Source organism: Acinetobacter seohaensis (assembly GCF_056431365.1).
This window is the reverse complement of record NZ_JBWKMK010000029.1, coordinates 164,243-178,868: the sequence shown is the minus strand read 5'-3', so window position 1 is coordinate 178,868 and position 14,626 is coordinate 164,243. Positions and strand designations below refer to the sequence as shown.

The window sequence follows — 14,626 nt, the reverse complement described above, 5'->3', positions numbered from 1 at the left end:
TTAATCCTCCAAAGAGTCCTGTGCAGTATCTAACATTGGCTTGAGCTTTAACAAGAGCCAAAAGGTGAAAACAGCACTTAAAACAGCCGTAATACTAAATAAAATTTTTAAATCAATTTTTAAAATGCTTAAAATTAAAATCGAAAAAATGGCAGATGACACCATAAATACCGCATTTAAAATATTGTTGGCTGCGACCACACGTGCGCGGTGCGAGCGAGGGGAATAGGCTTGCATCATGGCATACAAGGGCACAATGTAAAAACCGCCACTAATGCCCAGTAAAGTGACTGCACACATGACATGATAATAACTCCAGCCTTGCTGAAAGACTTCGGCTAAGCCCAGTAGTGCGCCTGTTTTTTCTGGTACAAAAGCCAATGTGCCTGCCAAATAAAAAGCAAAGACGGTTAAACCGACTGCGCCAATAGGCACCATTTTAATATTGACCTCGGTACCGCCTATTTTACGGCAGAGCAAAGAACCTACGCCAATACCGACAGAAAAGAGTGTCAGTAATAAACTCACCACATTTTCAGAAGCATGCAAGTTTTGTTGAGTGAGCTGTGGAATTTGGGTTAAATACGTTGCCCCATAAAACCAATACCAAGAATTGCCCAATAATATTAGAAAAATCATCGGCAGGCTTTTGGCATATTTTAAAGTCTGGAAACTGGTACGGAAAAAATTCCAGTCAATTTGAATGTCGGGTGCCGTGACGCGCTGCGTCAGCACAAAACGACTTGAGGCATAACCAATTAGTGCAATAATCACCACAGTTAAGCTAATCCAGACTAAATTGCCTGCAGATACCGAAATCACTGCACCGCCTAAAATCATCCCCAGTAAAATTGCAATGGATGTACCTGACTGGAAAATTGCATTCCCTGACATCAGTTCATGCGGTTTGAGCACTTCAGGCAAAATGGCATATTTGATTGGGCCAAAAAAGGTCGATTGTGCGCCCATTAAAAACAAGGCCATCAGCAACAGCCACAAATTTCCTAAAATAAAACCAACGGTACCAATCAGCATGATGATAATTTCAAGCAGTTTGATGGCACGTACCAATTGAGCGCGTTCATACTTGTCTGCCAATTGTCCTGCGGTGGCAGAAAAAATGAAATAGGGCAAAATAAACAGCAGGGCTGCCAAATTGTTCAGGGTGCTGACATTTGCAGATTGTTGGCTAATCCAGCCATAGGTAAAGACCAAAAGCAGCGCTTGTTTATACACATTATCATTGAGTGCGCCAAAAAATTGAGTGAGAAACATCGGCAAAAAGCGACGACTCCTCAACAAATGTTCATTTTTTTCCATGCGTGATTAACTTCGTTTAGTTTTATTAAGAAATGTGACCGCTTGATATAATAGTACAGAAAATCATGTATGATGTTTCAAGTCTTTTCACTGATGAAAAAATCAAATAAATTGGTGTTTGTACGCGGGTTCATTGGGGTTTTTCCATAAAAATTAAATCAGTTTAGAGTTTTTTATGCTTGTAAATACAAACTTTAAAAAATCAGTACTGTGTTCCAGTATGCATGCAATTTTATGCTGGAATATGCCGAAAAAGCTCGGACTAAGTCTGTTTTTAGGTTTAGTTGCATCTTCAAGTTTTGCAGAAAGTCTTACTGTACCCAATTCAAACGCTCAGCTTGCTGAAAATCCTGTACCGCTACAGACTCCAACTGCAGAAGAAGCACAAAATTTAGCTGCAGAAATTAAACAACTGGCAGCAGCACAAGGTAAAGACAGTGCCCAAGATCTACAAAAAATAGAAGAAGCTTTAGAGCAAGCGCAAACACCTGAATTTAATAGTCTAGAAATGCTGCAACAGCAACAACAGGCAGGGGCATCTTTTGCTGAATTTCAGCCTATCGAATTTGAAGACTTAGAAGATTTACCCATTGCACCTGTAGATCAGGGGCTTGCCAATGAAATTTTTCAGGTGGCAGAACAAGCCAAACAAGAAGCGATGCTAGACCGCAATGGTCAAGTGCCAGAAACGTTGGTTAAAGACGCAACACAGCAGGAGCTACTGCAAATTGATCAAGCGCCTGTAAATGTCGATCAGCTCATAACCAATATTCAGGCAGACAGTAATTTTGTAGTGGAAGCCAATCCTAACGATACCTTAATGGCTGAATTGGGCTGGATGACGCAGGTGGAAAATGCCGATAAACCCGGTTTTTTCAGACGTTTACTGTATAAAGTCCGTCCACCGCGTGAGCTAAATACAGCCAAAGTGCCGCGTATTAGTGCAGATGTGGTCATTACCGCAAATGGTGTCAATGGTACACAAAACTCAATTGGAGAGGTATCGCCCGATGCTTATCGTACAGCGGTAGATCAGTTAAGTGCCAATATTAAGGCCAAACTGTCCAGTTTTACCCAGGAGTCTTTTGCAGATTTTCCATCGGCATTGCCACAGTTGCGCACCTTATCCAATCAGGCTGCGCAGGCGGTGGGTTTTTATAATGCCGAGTTTAAGTTTGAAAAACTCAGTGATAGCCGCGTGCGTGTGCAGGTTGTGCCAAATCCACCTGTGGCGATTAAACAGCAAAATATTGAATTTACAGGTGAAGGACAATACGAGGCACAATTTCAGGTTATTGGTGTCTTGCCTGATCAAGAAGTAGATGATGTGTTTAATCATGGTTTGTATGAGCAAACCAAAAAACGAATTACCGATGCCGCTTCAGATAACGGTTATTTTGACAGTTACTGGCGTTTGCATGACGTTAAAGTCGCTCAACCTCAAAATACAGCCGATATCAATTTACGTTATGAAACAGGCGAGCGTTATAAACTCGGAAATGTTGAATTTCGTATGAGCGATCCAAATCAAGAATTCCCTTTGGATATGGATATTCTGCAAAGTATGGTCACTTGGCAGGACAATGCTGACTATACTTTTTGGCGTGTAAATGGTTTGGCCAATAACCTCACCAACTCGCGTTATTTCAACTACACCTTAGTTGATACGATCCGTCCTGATCCTGTAGAGCATCCTTTGGAATTGCCACCTGATATTCAGGCTTTGGTCGATCAACAAAAAATCTCAGTTTACGATGCCACAGTCGTCGATCAAAAACGGGTGGTGTCATCTCAGGAAGTGACGCAATCTGTGGTGAACGAAGCTGAATTTGCTGGCACAGAAGAAGGTGCGAGCAACGATAAGCTGCGCATGCTACAAGCACAGCAAGAAGACAAACAATCAGAAGAAGAACGCTTAAAACAGCAAGCACGCATAGACAAAAAAATTCCTGTGATTGTGACTTTAAATGTAGACCGCTTAAATAGTGCCGAAGTCGGTGCAGGTTACGGAACTGACACAGGCGTGCGTTTGCGTGGGCAATATCGCCGTGCCATTGTCAATAAACGTGGTCACTCTTTCGATGCCAACTTAGAGCTTTCGCAAATTCGTCAAGCCATTGATGGACGTTATAATATTCCTTATAACCATCCCTTGAATGATTATGTCGCGTTGGTTGGCGGTTATGAGCGTGAAGAACGTGACGATGTTGCACAAGGTGGCGGCTTGATGATTGAATCTGCGGTTGCAGGTGTAGACCGTGTGATTAAAAACCCAATGGGCAGTTGGCAACATACTTTTGGCTTGCGTTATCGACTGGATCGCTTAACTGAAGATGGCACTGTATTTTTGGAAAAAGTGCCTGATGCGTTTATTGCCAATGGTGATGTCGAGCAACAATCGTTATTGCTTGGCTATGAAGTTTCACGTACCGACAGTAACCGTCGTGTTAACCCAAGCAAAGGTTTCCGCCAAATTTATAAAATAGAACTGGGGAGTGAATCACTGCTCAGCGATGCAGATTTAGCCATTCTAAATGCAGGTTGGCGTTTTATTTATTCATTGGGTGAAAATGACGATCATCAGTTTGTCGGACGCAGTGACTTAGGTTATATCTACACCGAAGATTTTAATAAAGTGCCTTATAATTTGCGTTATTTTACTGGTGGTGACCAGTCTTTACGTGGCTTTGACTACAAGTCTTTATCACCACAAATCGAAGGCTTTAAAATTGGTGGTCAGGCTTTGGCAGTGGGTTCATTAGAATATAACTATCAATTTAAAGAGGGTTGGCGCGCAGCCGTATTTAGTGATTTTGGTAATGCTTACGATAAAGACTTTAGCAACGACACCGAATATAGCGTTGGTTTAGGGGTACGTTGGGCATCACCAATTGGCCCAATTCGGATTGATGTGGCTTCTGGTATTTCAGATGATAACCATCCAATCCGTTTACATTTCTTTATTGGCTCTCAACTATAAATTTAAGACTTAGAGAACATTATGGCTGAAGTTGAACAGCAACCAGAAACTCCAGTAACGCCACCTAAAAAGCGTCGAATACTCAGGAGTGTTTTACTGTCACTGCTGTTGATGCTGGTGTTATTGGTGTCCGCTTTGGTGGTGATGTTCTCAACAGACCGTGGCTCAAAGTTCTTATTAGACAGCGTATTGCAGCGCCAAGAAATTATTCAATATGAATATGAAGGCGGTAATTTATGGCGCGGGATTATTTTGCGCAATATCATCGTCAGCTTAAAACCTGTTGATGTCAAAATTGACCGTGCCGATGTCATTCTTGGTTGGCGCGCCATTTTAGATAAAGAAATCCATCTTAACCGTGCCGATGTGCGTAATCTGCGGATTTATCCAAAAGGCCCACCGAGTGATGATCCATTCAAATTCAATGAAATCCGTTTACCTTTTGTTTTGCGTCTAGACACTGCCGATGTCGATCATTTATTGATTCAAACCGCTTCTGGAACTCAGGTCGATTTTTACGATATTCATTTAAACAATGCCTTATGGTCGGGCACAGAGCTTAAATTTGAAGACTCCAAGATGGATATGGAGTATTTGAATGTACGTAATGCCACAGGCAATATGAAGTTTGAGGGTAAATATCCGCTTAATGTGGTGGGTGTTTTAAATATTCCATCTTTACATAACAGCTTAAATATTCACGATATTAAGGTGGTTGGCAAAGGCACGCTCGATACAGTTCAGGCAGGTGTTGCAACAAATACGCCTGACTTGCTCACAGGATGGGTGGTGTTGCACCCTATGCGCAAGCAAGTGCCAATGTTTGGTGAGTTACAATTTAAAGACTACCGTTGGCCGATTTTGACCGAGCAGGAACTTTTTACTCAAGCAGGCGCAGCCAAATTTAAAGGCGACATTAACCGTTTAGATATTGATGTCAATACGGACTTGAGTGGTAAAAACATTCCTAAAGGTCAATATACAGGTCTGATGTATACCGATTTAGTTCATCAACTGAATATCAGTAATTTAAATGCACAACTTATGCAAGGTGCTGCCAATGTAGCGGGCATTGTCAGTTGGGATAAAAAAGTCAATTGGGATTTAACAGGACGTCTGGATAAAATTAATCCTAAAGATCCACTAATTCCTCAAGTGGTCAAAGACTTTTTACCGCCAAGTTTAGATGCCAATTTAGCATCTAAAGGTCATTTGGAAAAAGGCACACACTTAACTGCACAAGTCGATTTTGACCAATATGAAACTTGGAATTTAAAACTCGATCAAAAACCTGCGCAGGGCAAAGCGGCAAATCCGATGTTGCTTGATGTGCGCTGGAACAACATAGACCGTGCTGTGCCGTATGTGGGTTGGTTGAAAAGTGAATCGGGTGATGTGCAATTGGCCTTGGTAGAAGGTCAGCAAGATATTTTTGTGGCGAGTAAAGTCAGCACACATGAAAAAACCATGTTACCTGCGGGCATGTACCAAGCCAAATTGAATTTAAAGAATAATCGTTTAAATATTCCTAATTTTAAATTTGATACTGCAGATAGTCATTTGGCAGGCAGCGCCGTCATTGATTTACCAACTGATAAACGTCAGTTGAAATGGAATGCGGTATTGGCTGCGAAAAACTTTAATCCGCAAAGTATCAGCACCGCAGCACCTGTTAATGTGTTAAATGGGCAGTTTAAAGCCAATGGTTTTGCATTGCCGAATCAGCAAATTATTCATTTGAAAGATATTAATTTGACAGGGCGTTTGGTCAATCAAAATGAAAACGTACATTTAACTGGGCAAAGCACCATCGCTTTATTGTTCCATGATGTGAAAGCTGGTGGTGGCTTTAAAAGTTTTGCCGTGAATTATGATGGTGGGTTAAATGCCAGTGCCATTCAAGGCAGTGAAGGACATTTAAAACTAAAATTATCGGGTACGCCGGAACTAATTAAAATTAGCGACTTACGCCATAATGGTGTTGCAGGGCAAATTGTGGCGGATGGTTTGCTGCATTTGAATAATGGCATAGGTTGGAATTTAAATGCCTCATTGATTCGCTTTAAGCCGCACTATTTTGTGTCCAGTGTACGTGGTGAATTATCGGGCAATATTCGCACTCAAGGTATTTGGTCAGACACTCAAAAACGGATCAACATTGAACGTCTGAATTTGGCAGGCATGCTCAATAATAAACCTGTACGTGGTACGGGGAATTTAGCCATGTTGATTGATGCTAATCAAAAAGGCTTTTTACCACAACAGTTTGAAGCCAATAATCTATTTTTGTCTTATGCCAAAAATCAGTTACAAGCAACGGGGAATGCACAAAATCTGCGTATTAAAGTCAATGCGCCTGCTTTATACGAAATCTATTCAGGTTTACGTGGACGTGCGTATGGCTATATCAATGTGCAGTCGCAGCCACGCTTACAAGCCACTGCCAATTTCGCTGTTGATCAGTTCAGTGTAAATAATATTTTCAGCGTGCGTAAATTGCGCCTACAAGGTGAATTGCCAACCTCTGAAAATACGCCAACGCTGATGACGGCATCCATGGAAAATTTACGCAGTGGCAACCGTGGCATCGAGCAAGGGCAGATTTCTTTAGCAGGTACACGTCAGGCACATATTTTAAAACTAGAAGCCGAAAATAAGCTGAGTAAGTTTTATGTACAATTGGCGGGTGGTTTAAATGCACAAAATGATTGGATGGGACAAATTCAGAAAGGAGATTTTGACTCCTTAAGAACCCACTTGGCACAGCGCCAAAACGCGGCCGTGATTTATCAACATAGAACCAGTGAGTTGTATGTTGGTGCGCATTGTTGGATGAGTCAGCAAAGCCAATTGTGTTTTGATCAACCTATTCGTGTGAGTAAAACCAAAGCCAATGCATCATTTGTGACTCAAAACTTAGACTTAAATGACTTTTCAGCATTTATGCCTGAAGGTTTGGCGATTACAGGCAAGGTCAATGGATATGCCAAAGCGGCGTGGGCAAAAGGACAGAAGCCAAAAATTGATGCACATTTGGTCACGCGTGATGGCGTCATTGGACTTGCTGCGGACGATCCACAAGATATAGGCTCAACCTTGCGCTATGAACAAGTGGCTGTGGTCGCAAAAAGCATTGCCGAAGGCTTGAAATTACGCATAGATGTGAAAACACCTGAAATTGGTACAGGTTATGCCAATGTGCTGATTGATCCTTACACTAAAAACATGCCAATGCGCGGTGAAATTGCCTTTGATCAGGTACAACTTAAAGTTTTTAAACCGTTTATTGCCGATGTGCGCTCAATGGCAGGCATTTTGTCCTTTGCTGGCAAGATCAATGGGACTTTAACTTCACCATTGCTCACAGGTGAAATGCGCCTGAAAGATGGTGCGATCAGCATGATTTCGTTACCTGTAAATCTGACCAATGTGCAGGTCTATTCCTCTATCCGCCAAGATCAAGCCAGCATTAATGGCGCATTTAACAGCGGTGGTGGTGTAGGGCGTTTAACGGGCAGTGTGGATTGGAAAAATGATCCGCGTATTCAGTTAAATTTAAACGGTAAAGACTTATTAATTCGTCAAGCACCGCTAATTACTGCAATGATTACGCCAGATGTATCCTTAGATGTTTTACCTTTCCAGAAAAAACTGAGTTTAAAAGGACGTGTAGATGTACCTCGGGCTTTAATTTCTATGCCTGAAGTGTCTGCACCTGTGGTTAACGTGTCTTCGGATGTGCGTGTGGTACATGAAGGACAAGATCAACTGGCATTATTACGTTCAGCTCGTCCATGGGATATTCGTGCCGATCTTGAATTGAATTTGGGTGATCGGGTCATTTTCCAAGGTTTTAATAGCCGTATTCCACTGATTGGACGTTTGTATTTATCTCAACGTGGTTTAGAAACTGCGATGCGTGCCAATGGTGCGATTGGGGTCAGCCAGCGTGTGAAAATTGAAGCCTATGGACAAAGTCTGGATTTGAACCGTGCCATTGCGCGTTTTAATGGCCCAATTTCTAACCCAACTTTAGATATGGATGCCAATAAAAATGTACAGGGCAGCATGGTCGGCTTTAGAGTTACAGGCACAGCCAGCAGTCCGAACATTCAAGTGTATAACGATGCAGGCTTATCTGAACAAGAAGCATTAAATGCCTTGATTACAGGTCGTATCAATGAAGGTACCAGTGGTTTGAGTCAGACCGAAAGCTTTAAGTCAGACGTCAACAATACTATTGCAGCGGCAGGTATTAGTATGGGATTGGGTGGTACACGTGCCTTGACCAATCAAATTGGACGTACCTTCGGTTTAAGTGGTTTGGCACTTGATGCCCAAGGTACAGGCGATGATACCCAAGTCAGTTTGACGGGTTATATCACCCCAGACTTGTTTATTCGTTATGGCGTGGGGGTTTTCACACCTGTCAATAAGTTGACTTTGCGTTATCAAATGAATAAACGACTGTATTTGGAAGCTAGTCAAGCTTTAGAACGCGCAGTGGATATTTTCTATAACTGGCGCTTCTAACGGCAACCTCACTTAAAAATGCGTTCTATCAGAGCGCATTTTTTAAGCTTGTGCATGGATAGTTTCGTATTTATGTCAACTTTTGATTATCATNGCCGACTTGTTTCAAAATCGACTTTTTGGGCATTTTGGGCTTTTTAAGGTTTTGTTAAGTATCTGATATTTATATTAATATACAAGTGTATTGCGTATAACCACCATTATGTTAAATGGAGGTTAGATTGGTGGAAAATTCCAGTTTTTAAAATTGCGAACAATAGTTTTTAAAACAATTAGAAGTATCTTTTAGGGTTATGTGTAGTACATTAATTGTACTATTTTTGCATTTTTAATATATAAGAAACCTTTGCACGAACAGATACACAAAAGTTCGTTAAAATGATATAATGCTTTATAATCAACCACATAACAAAAGACACCGACATGGCATGGAAACAAACAGGGCAGCTGTCCCTAGCAGACAGTCTAGTTAATCACCACAAAGCCATTGAAGAACTCGATGAACTACACAACCTCATCAACTGGCAGACTATCGAACACACCTTACGTCATGTTCATAACAGCGACCGTGGCGAAAGTGCCTTTCACCCAGTCATCATGTTTAAAGTCTTATTACTACAAAAACTGTATGGCTTATCAGACCCAGCCATGGAAAAACAACTGGCACGAGACTTACTCTTTCGCCGCTTTGTCGGGCTATCGCTTACCGATAACGTACCTGACCACAGCACCATCTGGCGATACCACAAACACCTAGGCGAACTTGGACTTACCCAACCCTTATTCAACCAAATCAATGAGCAACTAGCCGAGCAAAATATTATCATCAAAGCAGGCAGTGTCAGCATCATCGATGCCAGTATCGTCGAAGCCAAGAACAAACGAGCTAAAAAAGGCAAACATACCGACAATACCCAAGACAAAGAAGCTGCCTACGTCAGTAAAAAAGACAGCACAGGCAAAGTGAAAACCACCTACGGCTTTAAAATCCATCTAAACTGTGATGAAGACAGCTTTGTCAAAAAAGTTGAAACCACCCCAGCCAATGTGCATGATTCACAATGTTTTACCACGCTTTTAACAGGGAATGAATCTGCTGTTTACGCTGACAGTGCGTATAAAAGCCAAGCCCATGACGACTATCTTGCCAAGCATGAACCACCGATAAACAATTATATTCATGATAGAGCATGGCGTAATACCCCTTTGACCGAACAACAAAAACGTTCCAATACCCAAAAGAGCCAAACCAGAAATACGGTGGAACGGGTATTTGGTCATTTTAAATTGCATTATGGGATGAGCAAGGCTCGTCATTTAGGGTTAATGCAATTTCATACCAGTACAGTGCTTGCTAGCATTGTGCATAATTTAAAAACGGCCCTAAGTCTGAAACAAAAATATGGATTGGCTTAGGGTTATTGTGTCTGTTGGTTGGCAAAACTAGCCAATAGATCTGAATTAACTGCAATTTAGGAGAGTGTTATGCCAATTCGGTGACTTTTTCTATCTTTTAACACCAATTCCAGTTTTTAGTTGAGTTTGAGATTGGTGTCGAGAGTAGGTCGCTGGTTTGTGCAAAGGTCTCTCATAAGCACAACAGGAGAGCTTCAATGAAAAAGATTTTGGTGGTGACTGCAGTGCTTGTATTAATGGGTTGTGCAGAAAAGAAACCCTTAACCCCTGAAGAACAATGGCAAGGCTATTGCCGAAGTGTTGGCAATGCTGCGCGTACCATCATGCTAGATCGTCAAAATGCGATTGAAAAAGAACGTGCCATTGAGCATGCCAATAAAATTGAAGATGACATTACCCGTAATTTTATCTCAGAGATTATTGAGCAAGTATATGCATTGCCACTTGAAGAAATTAATGGTGATGTTGATGCGGCACGTGAAAAAGTCCGTACGCAATTTACTGAAAAATGTATCGCGACCCCGCATGATAAAATGCCTGATTACAAACCGTTCTAAAAGAACGGTTTTTTTATGAATTAAAATTGAAATATGTTTTGTACTTCTACTATCTTTTATCAAAAAATAGCCTAAGTGAATCAAACGTCTAAAACTAAAATAAATAACAAATAAATTGTGACAAGTTCTAAATCTTAAAACTGGCAAAGCTTATCTTTTTCATGAATAATTAAAAAGATAACAAAAACAGTAGGAGCGCATAATGGAAGTGGTTGCTTACCTGCATAATGCAGATTTGCTCTTAGAAGATGAACAAGGTGTCGCGGTAATTGGCGGCAGTCATTATGTTTTAAGTTTAGGTGATCGGGTGTATTTACGTCAGCAAATTGATGCACCTGCAAAGATATATCAAGTTCAAATTTCATTTACCAGTGCAGAACACTGTATGCTGCATGAAGATGAAATTCAACTCAAGTTTGAAGGTAGTCGCGAACAATTACAGCACTATCTTTAAGCCACAACAGTACACTAAGGTGGAATATCATTCATTCATTAGAACAGGCAACATGAGTGTTGCCTTTTTTACGAGTTAAACTTTAGGCGAAAAGTTAGTGTACATACAGACAAAGTTAAAATTAAGTCGTGTTTTGCCTGTAAATTGAACAATATGCGCATCATTTAGTTATAAAATAATGGGCATCACAAAGAAACACTCTAGTTGCATTAACTTTTAACCTGAAGTTTAGTAAAATTTTGCAGTCCATATTGTTTGTGATGCTTTAAAAGCAGGAATTCACAAATAATTTTTTAAAAAAGAGGAATAACACCGTGCTAGAAGCTTACCGCCAACACGTTGAAGAACGTGCCGCACTCGGAGTCCCACCGAAGCCACTTGATGATGTGCAAACAGCTGCATTAGTTGAATTATTAAAAAATCCACCAGCAGGCGAAGAAGCTTATTTGGTTGATTTGATTGAAAACCGTGTACCTGCAGGTGTTGACCAAGCGGCATACGTTAAAGCTGCTTTCTTAGCTGCTGTAGCAAAAGGTGAAGCAACCTCTCCACTCGTTTCTAAAGAGCGCGCAGTTTACTTACTAGGTACAATGCTTGGTGGTTATAACGTAGCACCTTTAGTAGAGCTTTTAGACAATGCTGAATTGGCTGGCTTAGCAGCTGAAGCATTGAAAAACACTTTGCTTGTATTTGATGCGTTCCATGACGTAGCAGACAAAGCAAAAGCAGGTAACGAAAACGCGAAAGCAGTTTTACAATCTTGGGCTGATGCTGAATGGTTCACTAGCCGTAAAGATGTACCTGAAGAAATCAAACTTACAGTGTTTAAAGTTACTGGCGAAACCAACACTGACGACTTGTCACCTGCACAAGACGCATGGAGTCGTCCAGACATTCCATTGCACGCAAATGCAATGTTGAAAAACGTACGTGATGGCATCAACCCAGAAGTTCCTGGTGAAGTTGGTCCATTAAACCAAATCAAAGACCTTATCGCGAAAGGCAACCAAGTTGCTTACGTGGGTGACGTTGTTGGTACAGGTTCTTCTCGTAAGTCTGCAACTAACTCTGTACTTTGGTTCTTCGGTGATGAAATCGCGCACATTCCAAACAAAAAAGATGGCGGCTACTGCTTAGGTGGTAAAATTGCGCCAATCTTCTTTAACACAATGGAAGATGCGGGTGCTTTACCAGTAGAAATCGACGTTTCTAATATGAACATGGGTGATGAAATCACTCTTAAAATCGACCATGCTGCTGCTAAAGTAACAGCGTTCAAAGACGGCGCACAAATCGCTGAATCTGAACTTAAAACTCCAGTGCTTCTAGACGAAGTACGTGCAGGCGGTCGTATTAACTTGATCGTTGGTCGTGGTTTGACAGCTAAAGCGCGTGAAGCTTTAGGTCTTGCACCATCTACTTTGTTCCGTACTCCAGTACAACCTGAAAACACAGGCAAAGGCTTCACTCAAGCTCAAAAAATGGTAGGTCGCGCTTGTGGTCTTCCAGAAGGTCAAGGTGTTCGTCCAGGTACTTACTGCGAACCTAAGATGACTACTGTTGGTTCTCAAGATACAACAGGTCCAATGACACGTGACGAATTAAAAGATTTAGCTTGTTTAGGTTTCTCTGCAGACTTAGTAATGCAATCTTTCTGTCACACAGCTGCGTATCCAAAACCAGTTGACGTTCAAATGCAACACACGCTTCCTGACTTCATCATGAACCGTGGTGGTGTTTCTTTACGTCCAGGTGACGGTATTATCCACTCTTGGTTAAACCGTATGCTTCTTCCAGATACAGTAGGTACTGGTGGTGACTCGCATACTCGTTTCCCAATTGGTATTTCTTTCCCAGCGGGTTCTGGTCTTGTAGCGTTCGCTGCAGCAACTGGTGTTATGCCACTTGACATGCCTGAGTCTGTACTTGTGAAGTTCAAAGGTAAAATGCAGCCTGGTATCACTTTACGTGACCTTGTACATGCGATTCCTTACTACGCAATTAAAGAAGGTGACTTAACTGTAGAGAAGAAAGGTAAGAAAAACATCTTCTCTGGTCGTATCTTAGAAATCGACTTAACAGAAATGGAAACTGACTTAACAGTTGAACAAGCATTTGAATTGTCTGATGCTTCTGCTGAGCGTTCAGCTGCAGGTTGTTCTATCACACTTTCTGAAGAGAAAGTTGCTGAATACCTTCGTTCAAACATCACCATGCTTAAGTGGATGATTTCTGAAGGTTATGGCGATGCGCGTACTATGGCTCGTCGTGTTGAGAACATGGAAAAATGGTTAGCGAACCCATCACTTCTTAAAGCTGATGCTGACGCAGAATACACTAAAGTGTATGAAATTGACCTTGCAGACATCAAAGAACCAATCCTTTGCTGCCCGAACGACCCAGATGATGCAAAACTTCTTTCTGACGTTCAAGGCGACAAAATTGATGAAGTGTTCATCGGTTCTTGTATGACAAACATCGGTCACTTCCGTGCTGCTGGTAAGTTATTAGACAAAGTTCCTGGTGGTTCTTTATCTACTCGTCTATGGTTAGCGCCTCCAACTCGTATGGACGAGCGTCAACTTATGGAAGAAGGCTTCTATAACACTTACGGTAAAGCGGGTGCGCGTACAGAAATGCCAGGTTGTTCATTATGTATGGGTAACCAAGCACGTGTAGCACCGAACACAACTGTAGTATCTACTTCTACACGTAACTTCCCGAACCGTTTAGGTCAAGGTGCAAACGTTTACTTAGCTTCTGCTGAGCTTGCATCTGTTGCAGCGGTACTTGGTAAGTTACCAACACCAGAAGAATACCAACAGTACGCTTCTCAAATCGACAGCATGTCTGCTGACATCTACAAGTACTTGAACTTTGACCAGATGGAAAGCTACACAGACGCTGCTGCGAATGTAGACACCAAGAAAATTGCTGCTGCTCAGTTGACCTAAGTTAGGAAAAGCAAACGCAAGAGCAAATCTATGATTTGTTCGAGTGTTGAGCGATAAGCAAGATCAAATAAGGGCTGATTATTCAGCCCTTATTTTTATGCGTAAAATTTCGATCTAATAATGAATGACATTTAAAACAGCATAGATTGTGATATTTCAGCTTGCCTAACTGATTTAAAAATAGGGGCGCAAGCTATGAAATAAATTAGAATTTAACTTATTAAAACAATATAAATTTGCCTATCAATACCGTTTGTCATAAAATAATGTAAACTGCGTCACAAAATATGGTGGATTAATGCTGGTATTCAATTTTAATTATAATTTTTGGTAAAAACTTTATTGAAATGAACTACTTAGTTTTAATTTTAATGAAATTGTATATTTTTTAATAACTTACTATAATGATTGT

At 41.1% G+C, this 14,626-nt stretch carries 7 protein-coding genes; 6 read left to right on the top strand and 1 reads right to left on the bottom strand.

Annotated elements, in window-relative coordinates:
- Nucleotides 1–1,320: an MFS transporter gene (locus AC07E5_RS05305; RefSeq protein ID WP_253103558.1), complete on the bottom strand. Its 1,320-nt coding sequence runs from the start codon at nt 1,318–1,320 to the stop codon at nt 1–3.
- A 175-nt stretch (nt 1,321–1,495) separates the two neighbouring features.
- Here AC07E5_RS05305 and AC07E5_RS05300 point away from each other — a divergent pair, with 175 nt between their 5' ends.
- The 6 genes from AC07E5_RS05300 to AC07E5_RS05275 all read left to right on the top strand — a co-directional run bounded on the left by AC07E5_RS05300 (nt 1,496) and on the right by AC07E5_RS05275 (nt 14,214).
- The gene (locus tag AC07E5_RS05300; protein ID WP_498624855.1) at nt 1,496–4,300 is read left to right on the top strand and encodes an autotransporter assembly complex protein TamA; all 2,805 of its coding nucleotides are present in this window, start codon (nt 1,496–1,498) and stop codon (nt 4,298–4,300) included.
- 21 nt (nt 4,301–4,321) lie between these two features.
- The gene (locus AC07E5_RS05295; protein ID WP_498624854.1) at nt 4,322–8,833 is read left to right on the top strand and encodes a translocation/assembly module TamB domain-containing protein; all 4,512 of its coding nucleotides are present in this window, start codon (nt 4,322–4,324) and stop codon (nt 8,831–8,833) included.
- A 423-nt stretch (nt 8,834–9,256) separates the two neighbouring features.
- Nucleotides 9,257–10,249 (top strand): IS5 family transposase, encoded by a 993-nt coding sequence (locus AC07E5_RS05290; protein WP_180036307.1) that lies wholly within the window; start codon nt 9,257–9,259, stop codon nt 10,247–10,249.
- Nucleotides 10,250–10,446: 197 nt separating this feature from the next.
- On the top strand, nt 10,447–10,806 hold the full coding sequence (locus AC07E5_RS05285) for a hypothetical protein (protein WP_178318665.1): 360 nt from the start codon (nt 10,447–10,449) through the stop codon (nt 10,804–10,806).
- Between the two features lie 202 nt (nt 10,807–11,008).
- Nucleotides 11,009–11,260: a hypothetical protein gene (locus AC07E5_RS05280; protein WP_225543336.1), complete on the top strand. Its 252-nt coding sequence runs from the start codon at nt 11,009–11,011 to the stop codon at nt 11,258–11,260.
- A 314-nt stretch (nt 11,261–11,574) separates the two neighbouring features.
- Entirely contained in the window at nt 11,575–14,214 is a 2,640-nt protein-coding gene (locus AC07E5_RS05275; RefSeq protein WP_096900892.1) for a bifunctional aconitate hydratase 2/2-methylisocitrate dehydratase, read from the top strand.
- Nucleotides 14,215–14,626: the final 412 nt, after the last annotated feature.

Excerpts from the sequence above, each read along its gene's own strand:
- AC07E5_RS05305 (WP_253103558.1), bottom strand. The coding sequence starts at position 1,320 with ATGGAAAAAAATGAACATTTGTTGAGGAGTCGTCGCTTTTTGCCGATG.
- AC07E5_RS05290 (WP_180036307.1), top strand. The coding sequence starts at position 9,257 with ATGGCATGGAAACAAACAGGGCAGCTGTCCCTAGCAGACAGTCTAGTT.
- AC07E5_RS05285 (WP_178318665.1), top strand. The coding sequence starts at position 10,447 with ATGAAAAAGATTTTGGTGGTGACTGCAGTGCTTGTATTAATGGGTTGT.
- AC07E5_RS05280 (WP_225543336.1), top strand. The coding sequence starts at position 11,009 with ATGGAAGTGGTTGCTTACCTGCATAATGCAGATTTGCTCTTAGAAGAT.
- AC07E5_RS05295 (WP_498624854.1), top strand. The coding sequence starts at position 4,322 with ATGGCTGAAGTTGAACAGCAACCAGAAACTCCAGTAACGCCACCTAAA.
- AC07E5_RS05300 (WP_498624855.1), top strand. The coding sequence starts at position 1,496 with ATGCTTGTAAATACAAACTTTAAAAAATCAGTACTGTGTTCCAGTATG.